Origin of the sequence: Pengzhenrongella sp. (assembly GCF_036565025.1) — a bacterium.
Taxonomy (GTDB): Bacteria; Actinomycetota; Actinomycetes; order Actinomycetales; family Cellulomonadaceae; genus Pengzhenrongella.
The window spans coordinates 1-18,358 of record NZ_DATCNW010000399.1 but is presented as its reverse complement, the minus strand read 5'-3'; the positions used below and the strand labels follow the sequence as shown (position 1 = coordinate 18,358).

14 protein-coding genes, 1 pseudogene and 1 riboswitch are annotated in these 18,358 nt (G+C 71.2%); of the genes and pseudogenes, 6 read left to right on the top strand and 9 right to left on the bottom strand.

Annotated features, from left to right (window positions below):
* Positions 1 to 44 precede the first annotated feature (44 nt).
* The 3 genes from VIM26_RS22530 to VIM26_RS22520 all read right to left on the bottom strand — a co-directional run bounded on the left by VIM26_RS22530 (position 45) and on the right by VIM26_RS22520 (position 2,948).
* Positions 45 to 941 carry a bifunctional methylenetetrahydrofolate dehydrogenase/methenyltetrahydrofolate cyclohydrolase gene (locus VIM26_RS22530; RefSeq protein WP_331955468.1) on the bottom strand — a complete coding sequence of 299 codons (897 nt, stop codon included), beginning with the start codon at positions 939 to 941 and terminating at the stop codon, positions 45 to 47.
* On the bottom strand, positions 938 to 2,224 hold the full coding sequence (glyA, locus tag VIM26_RS22525; RefSeq protein WP_331955466.1) for a serine hydroxymethyltransferase: 1,287 nt from the start codon (positions 2,222 to 2,224) through the stop codon (positions 938 to 940). Before glyA ends, VIM26_RS22530 begins: the two co-directional genes overlap by 4 nt.
* A gap of 84 nt (positions 2,225 to 2,308) precedes the next feature.
* Positions 2,309 to 2,397, bottom strand: a riboswitch (ZMP/ZTP riboswitch).
* A gap of 11 nt (positions 2,398 to 2,408) precedes the next feature.
* Positions 2,409 to 2,948: a GNAT family N-acetyltransferase gene (locus VIM26_RS22520; protein WP_331955464.1), complete on the bottom strand. Its 540-nt coding sequence runs from the start codon at positions 2,946 to 2,948 to the stop codon at positions 2,409 to 2,411.
* Positions 2,949 to 2,994: 46 nt separating this feature from the next.
* Between VIM26_RS22520 and purU the strand changes: the two genes are divergently transcribed.
* A complete protein-coding gene (gene purU, locus VIM26_RS22515; RefSeq protein ID WP_331955463.1) occupies positions 2,995 to 3,888 on the top strand; it encodes a formyltetrahydrofolate deformylase in 894 nt (297 codons plus the stop codon).
* 379 nt (positions 3,889 to 4,267) lie between these two features.
* Here purU and pulA read toward each other — a convergent pair.
* Positions 4,268 to 6,940 (bottom strand): annotated as a pseudogene (gene pulA, locus VIM26_RS22510) (pullulanase-type alpha-1,6-glucosidase); the annotation flags it as partial.
* A 115-nt stretch (positions 6,941 to 7,055) separates the two neighbouring features.
* Positions 7,056 to 8,105: a LacI family DNA-binding transcriptional regulator gene (locus VIM26_RS22505; RefSeq protein ID WP_331955461.1), complete on the bottom strand. Its 1,050-nt coding sequence runs from the start codon at positions 8,103 to 8,105 to the stop codon at positions 7,056 to 7,058.
* Between the two features lie 179 nt (positions 8,106 to 8,284).
* Between VIM26_RS22505 and VIM26_RS22500 the strand changes: the two genes are divergently transcribed.
* Both VIM26_RS22500 and VIM26_RS22495 read left to right on the top strand, forming a co-directional pair.
* Positions 8,285 to 9,481, top strand: coding sequence for a PLP-dependent aminotransferase family protein (locus tag VIM26_RS22500; RefSeq protein ID WP_331955459.1), 1,197 nt, complete (start codon positions 8,285 to 8,287; stop codon positions 9,479 to 9,481).
* Positions 9,482 to 9,890: 409 nt separating this feature from the next.
* Positions 9,891 to 10,355, top strand: a complete 465-nt coding sequence (locus VIM26_RS22495; protein ID WP_331955457.1) for a peptidoglycan-binding protein — start codon at positions 9,891 to 9,893, stop codon at positions 10,353 to 10,355.
* Between the two features lie 488 nt (positions 10,356 to 10,843).
* Here VIM26_RS22495 and VIM26_RS22490 read toward each other — a convergent pair whose 3' ends face one another.
* Entirely contained in the window at positions 10,844 to 11,275 is a 432-nt protein-coding gene (locus tag VIM26_RS22490; protein ID WP_331955455.1) for a helix-turn-helix domain-containing protein, read from the bottom strand.
* Positions 11,276 to 11,538: 263 nt separating this feature from the next.
* Here VIM26_RS22490 and VIM26_RS22485 point away from each other — a divergent pair, with 263 nt between their 5' ends.
* Positions 11,539 to 12,648 carry an MFS transporter gene (locus VIM26_RS22485; protein WP_331955453.1) on the top strand — a complete coding sequence of 370 codons (1,110 nt, stop codon included), beginning with the start codon at positions 11,539 to 11,541 and terminating at the stop codon, positions 12,646 to 12,648.
* 26 nt (positions 12,649 to 12,674) lie between these two features.
* The gene (locus VIM26_RS22480) at positions 12,675 to 14,357 is read left to right on the top strand and encodes a GAF domain-containing sensor histidine kinase (protein ID WP_331955451.1); all 1,683 of its coding nucleotides are present in this window, start codon (positions 12,675 to 12,677) and stop codon (positions 14,355 to 14,357) included.
* Positions 14,358 to 14,423: 66 nt separating this feature from the next.
* Here the strand turns inward: VIM26_RS22480 and VIM26_RS22475 are convergent, their stop codons facing one another.
* From VIM26_RS22475 to VIM26_RS22465, 3 genes are all read right to left on the bottom strand, one after another.
* Positions 14,424 to 14,690: a DUF167 domain-containing protein gene (locus VIM26_RS22475; protein ID WP_331955450.1), complete on the bottom strand. Its 267-nt coding sequence runs from the start codon at positions 14,688 to 14,690 to the stop codon at positions 14,424 to 14,426.
* A 149-nt stretch (positions 14,691 to 14,839) separates the two neighbouring features.
* A complete protein-coding gene (locus VIM26_RS22470; RefSeq protein WP_331955448.1) occupies positions 14,840 to 15,832 on the bottom strand; it encodes a malate dehydrogenase in 993 nt (330 codons plus the stop codon).
* 45 nt (positions 15,833 to 15,877) lie between these two features.
* On the bottom strand, positions 15,878 to 17,095 hold the full coding sequence (locus tag VIM26_RS22465) for an NADP-dependent isocitrate dehydrogenase (RefSeq protein ID WP_331955446.1): 1,218 nt from the start codon (positions 17,093 to 17,095) through the stop codon (positions 15,878 to 15,880).
* Between the two features lie 277 nt (positions 17,096 to 17,372).
* On the opposite strand from VIM26_RS22465, the gene VIM26_RS22460 reads away from it, so the two are divergent.
* Positions 17,373 to 18,293 (top strand): aquaporin, encoded by a 921-nt coding sequence (locus VIM26_RS22460; RefSeq protein ID WP_331955444.1) that lies wholly within the window; start codon positions 17,373 to 17,375, stop codon positions 18,291 to 18,293.
* The last annotated feature ends 65 nt before the right edge of the window (positions 18,294 to 18,358 follow it).

Here is an 18,358-nt window from a genome sequence, read left to right as displayed (position 1 = left end):
GTCTGGGGACCGCGCTCGGGCTGACAACTCGGGAGGGGGTGGGGCTAGACGGCTGCGCGCTCGGCTGCTTCTACGACGTTCGCCAGGAGCATCGCGCGGGTCATCGGGCCGACGCCGCCCGGGTTGGGCGAGAGCCAGCCGGCGACCTCCGCGACGCCCGGGTCGACGTCGCCCGACAACCGGGTCTTGCCGGTGTCGGCGTCCACGACGCGGGTGACCCCGACGTCGAGCACGATCGCGCCGGGCTTGACGAGGTCCGCCGTGATGATGCCGGGGACCCCGGCCGCGGCCACGATGACGTCCGCGTTCCGGGTGTGCTCGGCCAGGTCCGCCGTCCCGGTGTGGGTGAGCGTCACGGTCGCGTTGTGCTCCCGTCGGGTGAGCAGCAGGCCGATCGTGCGCCCCACCGTCGTCCCGCGCCCGACGACGACGACGTCCTTGCCCTTGAGCTCGATCCCGTGCCGCACGAGCAGCTCGATGATGCCGCGCGGGGTGCACGGCAGCGGCGAGTCGACCGGCCCGTTGACCCGCAGCACCAGGCGCCCGAGGTTGGTCGGGTGCAGGCCGTCCGCGTCCTTGGCCGGGTCCACGAGCTCGAGCACCCGGTTGGTGTCGATGCCCTTGGGCAGCGGCAGCTGGACGATGAACCCGGTGCACGCGGGGTCGGCGTTCAGCCGCGCGACGGCGGCCTCGATGTCCTGCTGGGTCGCGGTCGCGGGCAGGTCCGCGCGCAGCGACGCGATGCCGACCTCCGCGCAGTCCCGGTGCTTGCCCTTGACGTAGGCCCGGCTGCCCGGGTCGTCGCCGACGAGGACCGTGCCCAGGCCCGGCACGACGCCGCGCGCGGCGAGCGCGGCGACCCGCTCGGCGAGCTCGGTCTTGATCGCCGCAGCGGTCGCCTTGCCGTCCAGGATGTTCGCGCGGTGCGAACCCTCGGTCACTGTTGCAGGCCGGGGTAGAGGGGGAACTGACCGGTGAGCTTGGCGACCCGGGTGCGCAGGGACTCGAGGTCCGTGCCGTGGCCACCGACCAGCGCGGTGGCGATGATCTCGCCGACCTCCGCGAACTCGGTGTCGCCGAAGCCGCGGGTCGCCAGCGCGGGTGTCCCGATCCGCAGGCCCGAGGTGACGCGCGGAGGGCGCGGGTCGAACGGGACCGCGTTGCGGTTCACGGTGATGCCGGCGCTGTGCAGGAGGTCCTCGGCCTGCTGGCCGTCCAGCTCGGACTTGCGCAGGTCGACCAGCACGAGGTGCACGTCGGTCCCGCCGGTGAGCACCGAGACGCCCGCCGCGGCGACGTCGGGCGCGGAGAGACGGTCCGCGATGAGCCGGGCGCCGTCGATGGTGCGCTGCTGGCGGGCCTTGAACTCCTGCGTGGCGGCGATCTTGAACGCGACGGCCTTGGCGGCGATCACGTGCATGAGCGGGCCGCCCTGCTGGCCCGGGAAGACCGCGGAGTCGATCTTCTTCGCGAGCTCGGTCTTGGACAGGATGAAGCCCGAGCGCGGTCCGCCGATGGTCTTGTGACCGGTCGAGGACACGACGTCGGCGTACGGCACGGGGCTCGGGTGCAGGCCGGCCGCGACGAGCCCGGCGAAGTGCGCCATGTCGACCCAGAGCTTCGCGCCGACCTCGTCGGCGATGGAGCGGAAGGCCTCGAAGTCCAGGTGCCGGGAGTACGCCGACCAGCCGGCGATGATCACGTCGGGGCGGGCCTCCAGGGCCTTCTTGCGGACCTGGTCCATGTCGACGCGGAACGTGTCGGGGTCGACTCCGTAGGCCGCGACCTCGTACAGCTTGCCGGAGAAGTTGATCCGCATGCCGTGCGTGAGGTGCCCGCCGTGCGCGAGCTCGAGGCCGAGGATCTTGTCGCCCGCGTTGATCAGCGCGTGCAGGACGGCGGCGTTGGCCGTCGCGCCCGAGTGCGGCTGGACGTTGGCGTGCTCGGCGCCGAACAGGTCCTTCGCGCGCGAGATCGCGAGGTTCTCCGCGACGTCGACGTGCTCGCAGCCGCCGTAGTACCGCTTGCCCGGGTACCCCTCGGCGTACTTGTTCGTCAGCACGGAGCCCTGCGCCTGCAGGACGGCGCGCGGCACGAAGTTCTCGCTCGCGATCATCTCGAGCGTGTCGCGCTGGCGGGTCAGCTCGTTGTCGAGCACCGCCTGGATCTCGGGGTCCAGATCCGCAAGGGACTGGTTCATGACGTTCTCGGTCTGATCGCTCATCGGGTTGTCCTCGCCTGGAGCTGTGTGAGCAGTGTGGTGGGGATCCCGGGATCGGTCCGGGCACGCACACACGCAGGTGTGGTGACCCGAGGCCCAGGCGTACGACCCAGAAGTCTGCTGCTGCTTCGTCGCTCCCCGGTGGTGACCCACCCGCGCCAGTCGCGACGCGGACAGCCTACCAATCTCAGGCGGGGTCGTTCCCGCCGTCCGCCGCGGCGTCGTCCTCGTCCTCGCCGTCGCCGTCGCCGTCGCCCAGGATCCGGCGCAGGTAGGCGTACGTGAGGTCGCCCGCGGTGCGGTCGTACTGGTGCTCGTACCCGTGCTTGGTGTACATCGCGAGGTTCTGCACCGAGTCCTGGCCGGTGAAGACCCAGATCTCCTCGGTGTCGTCCGGCAGGTGCGGTACGACGGCGAGCAGCAGCTGGGTGCCGATCCCCTTGCCCTGCAGGTCAGGGGCGACGGCGAGGCGGCCGAGGGTGGCCTTCTTGTCCTCGAGCACGACCCGCACCGAGCCGACCAGGCGGTGCCCGGAGCGGGCGCCGAGGGTGATCACGCCGTGGGCCGCGAGGTCCGCGCGCAGCTCGCCGAGGGTCTGGGTGAGCGGGGGGATGTTCGGGTCGCCGTAGATCTGGGCCTCGGTGACGAAGGCGGCCCGCCGCAGGGTCAGCAGCTCCCCGGCCTCGTCGTCGGTGACGACCTGGATCGTGACGTCTGGTGCGCTCATGTGCCCATCGTGTCAGTCGCCACTGGGCCCGACTACCTTTACCCCTGTGTCCCACCCCACGGAACCCGCTGTTCACACCGAATTCACGACGCCGACCACGACCCACTGGGTCCTGATCCTGTCCTGCCCGGACCGTCCCGGCATCGTGCACGCGGTCGCCGGGATGCTCGCCGAGCACGGCGGGAACATCACCGAGTCCCAGCAGTTCGGCGACCCGCTGTCCGGGCTGTTCTTCATGCGCGTGCAGGTCGAGTCGGCGGCCGAGCGCGCGGACCTCGCCGGCGCGATGGCGGTGCTCGCCGCGCGGTTCGACATGACGTGGGACCTGGACGTCGTCGGGCGCCCGATCCGCACGCTCGTGATGGGCTCGACCGCGGAGCACTGCCTCAACGACCTGGCGTTCCGCCAGCGTTCGGAGAACCTGCCGATCGACATCGTCGCGGTGGTCTCCAACCACACGGTGCTCGCCGAGCTCGCCGAGTTCTACGGCATCCCGTTCCACCACGTGCCCGTCACGCGCGAGAAAAGGGCGGACGCCGAGGCGCAGCTGCTCGCGCTGGTCCGCGAGCTGGGCGTCGAGCTGGTGGTGCTCGGCCGGTACATGCAGATCCTGTCCGACGACCTGTGCCGCGAGCTCGCCGGGCGCGTGATCAACATCCACCACTCGTTCCTGCCGAGCTTCAAGGGCGCGCGCCCGTATGCGCAGGCCCATGAGCGCGGGGTCAAGCTGATCGGTGCGACCGCGCACTACGTCACCGGAGACCTGGACGAGGGCCCGATCATCGAGCAGGACGTCGAGCGGGTCGACCACACCCGGCACGTCGACGAACTGATGCGCCTCGGCCAGGACGTCGAGCGCCGGGCCCTGGCCAGAGCGGTCCGCTGGCACGCCGAGCACCGAGTCCTCCTCGACGGCCACCGCACCATCGTCTTCCGCTGACCCAACCCCGCCGGACGACGGCGTTCAGCAGCCGGCTGGGGGTGTCGGACGCCATCGGCCACGCGGCCAGGCGGCCATCGGTCAACGTCGGGCGGACTCGTGGCTGGCGAACGACGTCGGGCGGACTCGTGGCTGGCGAACGACGTCGGGCGGGCTGGGTGTAGGGCTGGGTGTATCGAGAATGCACCGTGGGTGGACGTTCGATACACCCAGCAATACACCCACCGATACATCCAGGCACCCTGAGCTGCTCAACCAACCACCGGGCCCGCAAAGCCCACGGTCCGCCGAGCCCGCCGAGCCCGCCGAGAAGTCAAAATCCACCCGTCCGATTCGATCCGGACGGGCGGATTTTGACTTCTCGGCGAGGTGACCAGGGTCAGCGGTGCTGCTTCTCCTGCAGGACGGCGACCGTGCGGGCGGGGACCGTGACCTCGCCGGTGGACCTGTTCCAGGTTGTCTGGCGGACGACGGCGTCGGCGCCCCGGGCCAGCACCGGGGACAGGGCGTAGTCGTGGCTCGCCAGGCCGGCGATCTTCTGGGTGGTGGGCTCGTCGCTCGCGTTGAACACGACGAGCACGCCGTCCAGCTTCCTATCCACGTCGACCCCGACGCGGTCGTTCACGCGCATCACGATCACGCCCGGGGCGGCGGTCGGTCCGCTGCCGGGGAAGGTGACCTTCGCCTCGATGAGCGCCGCGTCGCCGAGCCGGAACAGCGGGGTCGAGAAGCGCAGCCGGAGCAGGTTCTCCGACGCCGACTCGGCCGTGGCGATGTCCGCGGGGGCGGGCTTGAGCGCCGGGTTGGCGAGCAGCGGCTTCTGGTAGGGCCACTTCGCCTGGTTGTCGGCGGCCGGCGGCAGCCCCCGGCCGAAGCCGTTGTCCTGACCGGTGAAGTCGAGGGAGTTGAACCAGTCCCCCGAGTTGAAGCTGTTGCGGTCGAGCGACTTGCTCCGCAGCATCTCCGCCCCGGCGTGCCAGAACGACGGTGTCTGGGCGAGCGCGGTCGTCGCGAGGGACACGGTGTTCATCCGCACCCGGTCCTTCATCGTGGTGGCCGCGGGCAGCTTGAGGGTCAGCGCGTCGAAGATCGTCTCGTTGTCGTGCGCATCGACGTAGCTGATGACCTCCGCCGGCTGGTCGGCGTAGCCGGCCGGCTGACCGTTGTAGTCGAGCTGCGACCCCTTGCGCACGCTCCCGGCGCTGGTCAGGAACGAGTAGTCGCGCAGGTTGCCGGCCAGCCCGAGCCGGACGAGGTCGCCGTCGTGCTGGACGCGGGCGAGCTGGTCGGCGGTGGTGCCGTTCGCGGCCGAGCCGTTGGGGTCGGTGTACTCCCCGCTGCCGAAGCCCTGGATGCTCGGGTCGTCGTCGAACGGGCCGCCGCCGCGCACGGCGTCGCGCAGCCGGTCGCTGAAGGTGCCGATCCCGGTGCCGCCGAGCTGGCCCTGGGTGGCCTGGGTGAAGAGCCGGTTGTTCGCGACCTCCCCGAAGTTCCAGCCCTCGCCGTAGAGGTAGACGGCCTTGCCGTTCACGCCGTCGCGGCGAGGCGTGAGCGCGTCGAGCCCGGCGCGGACGGCCTTCATGGTCGCGACCGAGTGGTGGCCCATGAGGTCGAACCGGAACCCGTCGACCTTGTAGTCCCGCGCCCACAGCACGACCGAGTCGACCATCAGCTTCTGGGCCATCGCGTGCTCGATCGCCACGTTCTGGCAGCAGGTCGAGGTCTCGACCTTGCCGGTCGCGTCGAGGCGCTGGTAGTAGCCGGGCACCACCTGGTCCAGCACCGACTTCGGGTCCTGGCCGCTGGCCGCGGTGTGGTTGAACACCTGGTCGAGCACGACCTGCAGGCCGTCGGCGTGCAGCGCCCCGACCATCGTGCGGAACTCGGCGATCCGGGCGCCGCCGTCGGGGTTGCGCGCGTAGGAGCCCTCGGGCGTGGAGTAGTGCAGCGGGTCGTAGCCCCAGTTGTAGCCGTCCTTGTCGGCCACGGCGGTGACCGCGGCCTGCTGCTGGTCGGAGTCCGCCGGGAGGGACGCCAGGTCGCCGGCGGGCACCGCCTGCTTGGAGCGGTCCTCCTCGATCGTGGCGATGTCGAACGTGGGCAGCAGGTGCACGGTGGTCAGGCCCGCGCGGGCGAGCGTGCGCAGGTGCTTGGTCCCGGCGCCGTCGTACGCGAACGCGCCGTAGGTGCCGCGCAGGGCCGCCGGGACGGTCTTGTCGCCGATCGAGAAGTCCCGCACGTGCAGCTCGTAGATCGTCTGGTCGACCGGGTCGGCGACGATGGGCTGGCGGGTCTTCTCCCAGGTCCGGGGCCGGTATGCGGTGTCGGCGAGGTCGATCAGGACCGAGTGCGTCGAGTTGGTCGTCAGGGCGACCGAGTACGGGTCGGTGACCTGGTTGACCTCGACCTTGTCGGTGCTGGGCGCGTAGACGCTGACCTCGTAGCGGTACGCCGCGCCGGCCCAGGAGCGGGTGCCGGGCGCGACCCAGGACCCATCGGCCCGGCGGGTCATGGCGACCCGGGTCGGGTCACCGGTCACGGCCCCGTTGCGGGCGCCGGTCCAGAGCAGCAGGTCGACCTTCTGGGCGGTCGGCGCCCAGAGCGCGAGGGAGGGCGCCTGGTCCTTCCAGGTCGCGCCGAGCGTCCGGTGAGCGGCATCTGCCGAGTAGAGGTCGTCCACGACGCCCGGGATCTGCACCGCGGTGATCGCGCGCGCGGTTCCGTCGGCGGCGTACTCCCCGACGAACAGCTCGCCCTTGAGCAGGGCCTCGACCGTGGCCCGGTCGGCCCCGGTGACCGTCAGTGCGAGGTAGCCCTTGAGCGCGGGGAAGCGCGCGAGCTGCGTGGCGCTCAGCCCCCCAGGCGCGTATGTCAGGTCCCGCGACGCCCCGCCGACGACGACGCCGTCCGTCACCTCGAGCGAACCGTCGGCCGCCGAGTGCAGCTTCCAGGCCAGCGCCGCCGGATCGGTGCCCGCGGGCACCGGGTCGGCGGGCCAGGCGATCGTGCCGGCGTCGATCCACTGCGCGCGCGACTCGCCCACCCCGGGCAGCCTCACGGCGCCGGAACCAAGGACGTCAACGCTCGGACGTTGCGGCTTTATGTGTCGGCTTTGGTGCTGTCGCGGTGCGCTCGGGGATCGGGCCGGCAGCGGGCAGGTCGCGACGTCAGGGCCTCGTCGACGCCCGTCGGACGAGGCTCCAGGCGTCCGCGCTGGACCCTGGATCCTCACCGAGGGCTGCGCGGGCGCACGCGACGCCCTGCGCGCGAAGGTCCTGCGCGAGCGTCGTCAGGGCGTTGTCGGCCGCGACCGCCGAGTCGTCCCATCCGGTCACGGACAGCCGTTCCGGGACCGCACGCGCGGCCGCGACGCCCGCCCGGAGCACGCCGAGGGCCTGCTGGTCGCTCATCGCGGCGATCGCGTCGACCGGCGGGTCCAGCGCGAGCAGCTGCTCGGCGAGCGAGCGTGCCTCGCCGGCGTCGTTCGTGGCACAGACGCCGACGAGGACGTCCGACCAGCGGATGCCGAGGTCCTCGGCGGCCTCGCGGTAGCCCTCGAGCCGCTCGCGGGTGACCGGGAACAGGGCCGCGGCCGGATCCAGACCGGCGACCAGCTCGGTTCGGCGCGCCCGGTCGAGCGGGAAGCTGATCACGGCCGGACGCGCGGCGCCGGCGAAAGCGGCCCGGCCGACCTCCCGCGCGGCGGCCCGGTTGTCGATGCTGACCAGGGTGAAGCCCGCACGTGCGGGGCCACCATGAATGACGACGGGCCGTTGCGTGCCGCGCGCGGCGTCGAGCACCGGGTCGTCGTCGGCCGTGGTCCACACGATGAACGCGTCGACCGCGGCGGCCGCGACCCGTTCGGCGTCGTCGTCGGTCCCCGTGATCGGCACGATCAGCAGCCCGTAGCCGCGTTCGGCGCAGACGTCGGCGATCCCGGCCAGGAAGGACGTCGCCTGCGGGTCCTCGAACGCGTAGGTGAGGTGCTCGCCGAGCACGAGGCCGAGGGTGCGCGAGCTGCCGTACCGCAGCGAGCGGGCGCTGGCGTCGGGTCCCGCGTAGCCGAGCTCGGCGGCCGCGGCGAGGACCTTCGCCCGGCTCGCCTCCGAGACGCGGTCGGGCCGGTTGTAGGTGTACGACGCCGTCATCATGGACACCCCGGCGCGGCGCGCGACCTGGGCCATGGTCACCCGGCGGGGCGGGCTGGCGGGCGGCATGGCGTCATCCTACGTTTGTAACGTCACACGCGCGACTTCGCCTGCCTCCTCCGGCGCGCTCGTTGTACCCTTCGACCTGGCGCCTCGACCAGTGCAGCCTCCCTTGGTGCAAGCCGCCGCGGAATCCCCGCCGGCCGCCGCGCACCCGCCGCCTGCCGCCTGTCGACCGAGGACCCGCCGTGACCGTCTCTGCAATCCCACCCGCGCGCCTGGCCCAGCGCCTGCGCAACGTCGCCAGCTCCCCCGTCCGGGACCTGCTCGCACTCACCTCCCGACCCGAGGTCATCTCGTTCGCCGGCGGGCTTCCGGCGCCGGAGCTGTTCGACGTCGAGGGGCTGCGCGCCGCGTTCGACCAGGTCCTGACCGGGCCCGCCGCCCGGCGCACGCTGCAGTACGCGCCGACCGAGGGGAACGCCGAGCTCCGCGCCCTGGTCGCCGAGCGGATGACCCGTCGCGGGCTGCCCACCACGGGCGCCGACCTGCTCGTCACGACCGGGTCCCAGCAGGCGCTGACCCTGGTCGCGACCGCCCTGCTCGACCCGGGCGCCGTCGTCGTCGTGGAGGAACCGACGTACCTCGCGGCGCTGCAGTCCTTCCAGCTGATCGGCGCGCGGATCGTGCCGGTGGCCGGCGACGAGGACGGCATCGACCCGGTGGCCCTCGCCGAGGTCCTCGAGCGCGAGCGCCCGACGCTGATCTACCTGGTGCCCACCTTCGCCAATCCGACCGGGCGCACGTTGAGCGCCTCGCGCCGCACCGTCGTCGCCGAGCTCGCCGCCGCGCACGGGGTGTGGGTCGTCGAGGACGACCCGTACGGCGAGCTGCGCTACCGGGGCGAGACGCTGGCTCCGCTGGCGGCCGAGCCTGCCGCCGGCAGCCGGGTCATCCACCTGGGCAGCTTCTCCAAGACCGGCGCCCCCGGCCTGCGGCTGGGCTGGCTGCGCGCCCCGGCGAGCCTGCTGCCCGCGCTCGTGATCGCCAAGCAGGTCGCCGACCTGCACACCTCGACGGTCGACCAGGCGGCGGCCGCCTCCTGGATCGGGGCGACCGATCTCGACGCGCACGTGCGGCGGCTGCGCGAGGTCTACGGGCTGCGCCGGGACGCGATGCTGAGCGCCCTGCCCGGGACGCTGCCCGCGGGAAGCACCTGGAGCAATCCCGACGGCGGCATGTTCGTGTGGACCCGGCTGCCGGCCGTGGCGGACACGGCATCGCTGCTGCCGCTCGCTCTCGAGCGGGACGTGGCGTTCGTGCCCGGCGCGGCGTTCTTCGCCGGGGATCCCGACCGGTCGACGCTGCGACTCTCGTTCACGACGCACACCCCGGAGGAGATCTCCGAAGGGATGCGGCGGCTCGGGACGGTGCTGCGGGGGTAGGACGGCGATCCTCCCCGCGCGGGTCGGCGCCACGAGCGGCCCGTTCGCGCCGCGAACTGGGAGTTGTTGTCGTATTTCGGGCGATTTGACGACAACGACTCCCAGTTCGACGACGACCGGCGGCCGTGGACAGTGCGGTTGTCCAGCGCTAGCGTCAAAATGGCACGCCGGGAAAGATCCTGAGCAGGGGACTGGAACGATGACCGCTGGAAGATTGACAAGGCACCAGAAAGAATTCGCCTGCGCGGTCGTCACAGGCTCGCTGTTCCTCTCCGGTGCGCCCAGCGCGACGGCGGCTGGGGCCGGCGCCACCCAGCCGCGCGTGCCCGCCGCATCGACGGCGTCGATCTCGACGGCCTCGACACTCGCGACGTCGGCCCTGCGACCCTCGGCACTGCAGCCAACAGCGGTGTCGCAACTCCAGCGGTGGCCGGTGCTGCGCCAGGGGCCCAACAGCCTCTGGCCGCACGCGACCGTGCGGTCCCTGCAGTTCCTGCTGCGGGCACGCGGAGCCTCGATCACCGTCGACGGGATCTTCGGGCCGAGGACCGATGCCGCCGTCGTGGCGTTCCAGCGGAGTCATCACCTGCTCGTGGACGGCATCGTCGGTAGCCAGACGTGGAGCTCGCTGATCATCACGGTCCGCCAGGGCAGCCGCGGTGACGCCGTCCGGGCAGTGCAGGACCAGATCAACTTCCGCGATCTCAAGGGCAACGGAACCCTGGTCGTCGACGGGATCTTCGGGCCGAAGACCCGTCAGGAGGTGATCTGGTTCCAGGAGCAGCTGGCCCTCGACATCAAGCCCTTCGCGGTCGACGGGATCGTCGGTCCCCAGACCTGGCCGTCCCTGGTCAACGAGGCAAACTCGGGCTGAGGCCCACGAACTAGCCCGCCTCGATCGCCGCCCGACAGTGCGGCAGCAGCGCGGCGCAGGTGCCACCGGTAGCCCAACCGGGTCGGCGGCTCCCACACCGTCACCTCGCCCCATTCGTGCTCGACGCCGGTCGGCGTGCGCTCGTAGATCCGCCCGCCCAGCGCGGTCTCGAGCACGACGACGACGTCGGGCGCACCGCTGGCCGTGTGGTCGGCGGTGCCACCACGTGTCGATCTTCGCGGTCCAGGTGGTGAAGGCGTGCTCGACCGAGCACGCCTGTCGAACGTGGTCCGCAGCGGCTCGATCATCGGTGGCTCGATCATGCGGTCGGCCCCGGCGAGGTGTTCTCGGCGAGCAGCCGGAGGTGACGCGAGACCGCGGGACGGCTGACGCGAGCTCGGCGGTGAGCTCCTGGACCGACTTGTCGCCGAGCCCGAGCAAGGCTCAGGATCTCCCGGCGGTTCGGGTCTCCGAGCGCCTCGAACGGGTCACCGGCGGCCGCGGGCGACGCCGCCACCCGTCAGCTGCCGACTCGACGCGGTGCTTGAGACCGGCGAGGTCGCGGCGACGAGCGCGAGGAGCCCGGGGAACCGCTGGCCGAGATCCTCTGTGCGCACCCGGCTGCGTCGCTCGAGGCCGTACTGGCGCTGCCGGATCAGGCCGGCCGCCCGGAGCGTCTTGAAGTGGTAGGTGAGCGAGGACTTGGGACGGTCGAAGCCGAACCAGCCGCAGGTGTGGTCGTAGGCCTGTGATTCGAGCATCAGCTTGCGCACGATCGTCAGCCGCAGCGGATCGGACAAAGCGCCCATGACCACCTCGAGCCGCAGCTCCTCGACCGGGGGCTCAGGCAGCGGATCGGGCAGCCCCGCCGGGGGCGTGCGGCTCCCGGGAGTCTCGATGCGCGCGTCGGTCGTCGTCATCCCCCCATCCTAGTCGTTGTACGAATTACTTCGAACTGGGGTAGGTTCGAGAAAATTCGTACAGCAAACCAAGGAGGACCAGACGGTGACTACGCCGACCACAGAACGCACAGGAACATCGAGCACGGGGTCGGGGGTCCGGCCGATGCTGTCGGCGGCAGCGATCGTCTGCGCCGTCTTCGTGCTGTCGAACTCGCCCACGCCGCTCTACGTCCGCTGGCAGCATGAGCTCGGCTTCTCCTCGGGCACTCTGACGGTGATCTTTGCGGCGTACATCGCCGGACCTGCTGCTGACGCTCGTCGTCGCCGGGCGGGCAGCGGATCGCTTCGGTCGCAAGCCGGTCCTCATTCCCGGCCTGCTGGTCGCCCTGACGGCGTGCGTGCTGTTCATGTCGGCGTCCAGCGTCGTCGTGCTGGTGATCGCGAGGTTCCTCACCGGGGTCGCGGTCGGCGTCGTCGTCTCCGCGGGGATGGCCGCGGTGGTGGACCTGGGCGGGCCTGACCGCCGTCGGCAGGCTTCCCTGGCGGCCTCGGTCGCGATGGTGCTCGGGGCGGGACTGGGCCCGTTGCTGGCAGGGCTGATCGCGCAGGAAACCGCCGAGCCGGTCGTCCCGATCTTCGCGGTGGAGCTCGTCCTCCTGCTCGGCGCGCTCGTGATCGCGTATCGCCTGCCCATCCCTCGTCCCAGCCCTCGTCAGCCTTCGACCCGGCAGGTCACGGGCTCCGGGCTCCACCTGCCGTCCGTCCCGCGGCCGAACCAGAATCAGGTGGCCCTCGGCATCGCCGCGTTCGCGCCCGGCATCACGGCAACCTCGTTCGTGCTGTCGCTCGGCCCGTCCCTCCTGTCGACCCTGCTCGGCGTCTCGAGCCCGCTGATCGCCGGCGGGACGGCGTGCGTGATGTTCGTGACGGCCACCGCCGTTCAGCTCGCCGTTCCCCGCCTGCCGGCGCGCAGCATCCTGATCCTGAGCACCGGGGCAACGCTCGCCTCAATGATCGCCCTCGTGGTCGCAGTGAACGGGTCGCTCGCGGTGCCGCTGGTGGTCGCGGCGGTCCTCGCGGGGGCCGGACAGGGCCTCGGTCAGCTCGGCGGCCTGAGCCTGATCGGGACCCACGTGCCCAGCAACCGGCGAGCCGAGGCGAACTCCGTCCTGAACATCGGCGGGTATGTCCCCGCGGGGGTGCTGGCGGTGCTCATCGGCTACCTGATCGACGCCGTCGGGCTGGCCCGGGGCGCGACCCTGTTCGCCGCGATCCTCGCCCTCGCCGCGATCGCCGGCGGTGCGCTCATCAGCACGTCACCGGAGGTCGCCGCAGAAGCCGATACCCACCCGGGACTTATGTCCCGGGCGCGAGGACGTACCGTGAAGTAGTCGCACGGCGCAGCTGGGGAGAAATCATGGACATCGACGAACCCGCCCAGGCGGGAACGCGCGACGCAGCATTGCTGCAAGCCGTCCTCGCGCTTGCCGCGGATCTCGACCTGCCGAGCCTGCTCAAGCGGTTCGTCGACGCGAGCACGGAGCTCACCGGCGCGCGGTACGGGGCCATCAACATCCTCGACGAGCACGGCACGTCCACGACGTTCGTCCAGAACGGGTTCGACGACCTCACGGTGGCCGCCCTCGGCCACGCCCCGCACGCCATCGGCGTCCTCGGCCAGATTCCCGCGCACGGCGTCCTGCGGCTCGAGGACCTGACCAAGCACCCCGCCTACCTGGGGCTTCCCCCGTCCCATCCGCCGCTCGGCTCGTTCCTCGGCACGGCAGTGCGCGTGCGCGAGAAGGTCTTCGGCTACCTCTACCTGTCCGAGAAGGCGGGCGGCTTCGAGGACTCCGACGAGGATCTGGTCACCGCGCTCGCGGCGGCGGCGGCGGTCGCCATCCAGAACGCCGAGCTCTACGCGCTGGCGGTCAAGCGCGAGAACTGGGTTCGGGCCGGCCAGCAGATCACCACCATGCTCCTGGAGGGTGCCGAGGAGGAGGACGTGCTCGCCCAGATCGCCTCCACCGCGCGCGAGATCGCCGGCGCGGACACCGCGGCCCTGGTGCTTCCCGGCATGGCCGACGCGCTCGTGATGGAGATCGTCGAGGGGCAGGCCCAGGACAAGCTGCTGGGCCTGGCCATGGTCCCCGAGGGGCGCGCGTGGGCGGCATTCGAGAGCGGCGTCAGCGCCCTGGTGCCGTCGCTCGCGATCGCCCCGACTCCGCAGCTCGAACCGCTGCGCCTGTTCGGCCCCGCCCTGTACACCCCGCTGCGGACCGCGGGCAAGAGCGTCGGCGTCCTGATGCTGCTGCGCCGGGTCGACTCCCCGCCCTTCACCGACAACGACCTCGTGATGACCAAGTCGTTCGCGGCCCAGGCGGCCCTCGCGTTCATCCTCGCCGAGGCGCGGCACGCTCAGGATGTCGCGGCCCTGCTCGACGAGCGCGAACGGATCGCGCGCGACCTGCACGACCTGGCCATCCAGCAGCTGTTCGCGACCGGCCTGCAGCTCGAGACCGTCGGCCGCCGGGCCGCGCTCGGCGGGGACGGTGCCGAGATCGCCGGCCTGATCAACGGGGCCCTGGACGGGGTCGACTCCTCGGTGCGCCAGATCCGGATGATCGTGCACTCGCTGCACGACCCGGCCGCTGGGGGCGCCTCGCTCGTCGAGCGCCTGCGCCGCGAGGCCACGCTGTCGCGCGGCGGCCTCGGTTTCGCCCCGTCCCTGCTCATCACGGCCGACGGCGTCGTCGTCGACACCTCGGACAACGAGCTCCTGGGCCGCATCGACGACGTCGTCGGCGCCGACCGCGCGAACGATGTCGTCGCGGTCGCCCGGGAGGGGCTGACGAACGCCGCGCGGCACGCGAAGGCGACGTCGGTCGCGGTTCGGGTGAGCGTCAACGGCTCTGGTCCGAGCGGCCGCATCGTGATCGAGGTCGAGGACGACGGCGCGGGCCTCGACGAAACCCGCGACCGGCACTCCGGCACGAAGAACCTCGCTGCGCGCGCCCGGCAGGACGGCGGCACGTTCAGTCTCACGGCCCCGCCGTCGGGCGTCGGCACGCTGCTCACGTGGCAGGCCCCGCTCGACTGACCGGGAGCGTCAGTCCCCGCTCGACTGACAGTCTGCGTCAGTTGCCGCTCGACTGACTCCTCTGGGTCAGTCCCCGCGCAGCGCGCGCAGCCGCTCCTCGCACCCGTCGGGCTCGGGATCGACCTCGACGAGCTTGTCGCGGCTGGTGACGCCCGAGACCAGGCTGACATGTCGCCGTCGGGCACCGAGCGCGTCCGCGATCGCCGCGAGGGCCTCCTCGGTGGCCCCGCCGTCGACCGCCCGCGCGTGCACCGCGACGATCAGCCGGTCCCCGTAGGTCCCCCCGACGCGCGCCCTGGACGACCCCGGCTTCACCCTGATCGCGATCCGCACTCCGCCACCCTGCTCCCTCGCTGCCCTACCCGGACCCGCCCGAACCCCCGCCTGAAACCCACAACGTCCGAGCGTTGACGCCCCTCAAGGACGTCAACGCTCGGACGTTACGTGAATCTAGGGCGAACTGGTCGCCGTCGAGACCGGTCTCAGATGAGGCCGAGCTCGGTGACCGACTCGCGCTCGGCGATGAGCTCGGCGACGGAGGCGTCGATCCGCCCGCGCGAGAACTCGTCGATCTCGAGGCCCTGGACGATCTGCCAGCTGTCCCCCTTCGAGGTGACCGGGAACGAGGAGATCAGGCCCTCGGGCACGCCGTACGAACCGTCGGACGGGATGGCGGCCGAGGTCCAGTCGCCGTCGGGCGTGCCGTTGACCCAGTCGTAGACGTGGTCGATCGCGCCGTTGGCACCCGATGCCACCGAGGATCCGCCGCGCACCTCGATGATCGCGGCGCCACGCTTGGCGACGGTCGGGATGAAGTCGTTCTCGATCCAGGCCTGGTCGTTGATGACCTCGGCCGCGGGCTTCCCGGAGATCTCCGCGTGGAACACGTCCGGGTACTGGCTCGCGGAGTGGTTGCCCCAGATGGTGAGCTTCTTGATCTCACTGACCGGGACACCGGCCTTCTTCGAGAGCTGCGACAGCGCCCGGTTGTGGTCCAGGCGCGTCATGGCCGTGAACCGGTCGGACGGGACGTCCGGCGCGTGCGCGGACGCGATGAGCGCGTTCGTGTTCGCGGGGTTGCCCACGACCAGGACGCGGATGTCCGACGCCGCCCCGGCGTTGATCGCCGCACCCTGCGGGCCGAAGATCCCGCCGTTGACGCGCAGCAGGTCGGCGCGCTCCATGCCCGCCGTGCGCGGCCGCGCGCCGACGAGCAGCGCGACGTTGGCGCCGTCGAAGCCGTGCGTCGGGTTGTCGAAGATGTCGATCCCGCGGAGCAGCGGGAACGCGCAGTCGTCGAGCTCCATCGCGGCGCCCTCGGCACCCTTGACCCCCTGCGGGATCTCGAGCAGGCGCAGCTTGACCGGGACATCGGGCCCGAGCAGCTGCCCGGACGCGATCCGGAACAGCAGTGCGTAACCGATCTGGCCGGCCGCGCCGGTGACGGTGACGTTAACGGGGGTGGTGCTAGCCATCACAGAACTCCTTTGATCTGGACGAATGTAATTTCGGACAACAGTTCAGTTGAGACGGGCGGCGAGGTTCTCGTCCAGCGAGGCGAGGAACGCCTCGGTGGTCTGCCATGCCTGGTCGGGACCGACCAGCAGGGCGAGGTCCTTGGTCATCTTGCCGCTCTCGACGGTCTTGATGACGACGTCCTCGAGGGTCTCGGCGAAGGCCGTGACCTCGGGGGTCCCGTCCAGCTTGCCGCGGTGCTTGAGGCCCCCGGTCCAGGCGAAGATCGACGCGATCGGGTTCGTCGACGTCGGCTTGCCGGCCTGGTGCTGGCGGTAGTGCCGGGTGACGGTGCCGTGCGCGGCCTCGGCCAGGGCGGTCTTCCCGTCGGGCGTCATCAGGACCGAGGTCATCAGGCCGAGCGAGCCGAAGCCCTGCGCGACCGTGTCGGACTGGACGTCGCCGTCGTAGTTCTTGCAGGCCCAGACGTAGCCGCCCTCCCACTTCATCGCAGCGGCGACCATGTCGTCGATCAGGCGGTGCTCGTAGGTGAGGCCCGCGGCGTCGAACTGCTCGCGGTACTCGGCGTCGAACACCTCCTGGAAGATGTCCTTGAAGGCGCCGTCGTACGCCTTGAGGATCGTGTTCTTCGTCGACAGGTACACCGGGTAGCCGCGCTGCAGCCCGTAGGCGAGCGACGCGTGCGCGAAGTCGCGGATCGACTCGTTGAAGTTGTACATGCCCATCGCGACGCCGCCGCCCTCGGGATAGGTGACGACCTCCTGCTGGATCGGCTCCGAGCCGTCCGAGGGGGTGAAGGTGAGGGTGAGCTTTCCGGCGCCGGGGACCCGGAAGTTCGTGGCCTTGTACTGGTCGCCGAAGGCGTGCCGGCCGATGACGATCGGCTTGTTCCAGCCGGGCACCAGGCGCGGGATGTTCGAGATGATGATCGGCTCGCGGAAGACGACACCGCCGAGGATGTTGCGGATCGTCCCGTTGGGCGAGAGCCACATCTTCTTCAGGCCGAACTCCTCGACGCGTGCCTCGTCGGGGGTGATGGTGGCGCACTTCACGCCGACGCCGTGTTCTTGGATCGCGTGCGCCGCGTCGACCGTGACCTGGTCCTCGGTCGCATCGCGGTTCTCGATCGACAGGTCGAAGGTCCGCAGGTCGATGTCGAGGTACGGGTGGATCAGCCGGTCCTTGATGAAGTGCCAGATGATTCGCGTCATCTCGTCGCCGTCGAGGTCGACGACGGGTCCGGCTACCTTGATCTTGGCCATGTAAGGGATCTCCTGTGTTCTCGTGTGATACCCGGTCGCCGGGGTGCACCCGCGGGCGACACGGTGCCCCCTCGCCCCATCGGCCACATCCGTGGCCACCGCGTCCAAGATTACTCGACATCGAGAGACTTTGGCTCGCCGGGCGTGTTTCACCCTTGGCGGGGCGCCCAACATAGGTGCCATGCTGGAGACGCACAGCCGACGTTCAGGTCCAGCGGACATGCTCCGTCGGGGTCGCCGTCGGCGCTCCGCACCTCACGGATGACAGGAAAGACAAATGTCGCAGGACATCCCTGACCTCAGCTCGACCACGGGCACGCCGGCCGCGGCCGCCCCGGACGCGCGCGCGCCGGTGGTGCCCGCCGCGAGGCCGGTCACCGGCGCCGAGGCGATGGACCAGCGAGCCGGCGAGCCGGCGAGCACGGGCGTCTTCGCGCGGCTGGGCGCCGAGATGCTCGGCACGTTCTTCCTCGTGCTCGCGGCAATCGGCATCACGCTGTACTCCGGCGTGACGAGCGCCGGCACGTTGGGCGTGGCCCTCGGCTCCGGTATCGCGCTGATGGGCGCGATGTTCGCGTTCGGGCACGTCTCCGGTGGGCACTTCAACCCGGCCGTGACGCTCGGCTCGGCCATCGCGGGGCGCACGCCCTGGATCGAGGCGATCCTGTACTGGATCTCCCAGATCGTCGGCGGCGTGCTCGCCGCCGGTGTGATATTCCTGACTATTCCCAAGTCGCTGCCGGCGCTCGTCTCCCCCGGAAGCACCGAGCAGAAGTTCTTCGCCACCACGGCGAACGGATTCGGTGACCTCTCGCCGCTCGCGACCCTCTCGCAGGGCAAGGCGTCGTTCGAGATGCTGGCCGCCGTCGTTATCGAGGTCATCGCGGTGGCCGTGCTCGTGGCCGTCTACCTCGCGACGACGAGGCGCCGGTCGCTGCAGGTCGTTGCTCCGGTCGCGATCGGACTGACGTACGCGGTCCTGGTTCTCATCGCGTCGCCCATCACCAACGCCGCGCTGAACCCGGCACGCGCCACGGCCGCCGCGATCTTCTCCGGCGCCCCGGCACTCGGGCAGCTGTGGCTGTTCTGGGTCGCCCCGCTCGTCGGTGCAGCGCTCGCCGCGCTCGCGTACCGCACGTTCGGGCCCGACGACGACGAGAGCCTCACCGCCGAGGAGCTCGAGGCCGGGCGAGCCTGACCGCTCGCACCTGACCCGTAGGCCCTGAACCCTCTTAACGTCCGAGCGTTGACGTCCTATAGGAC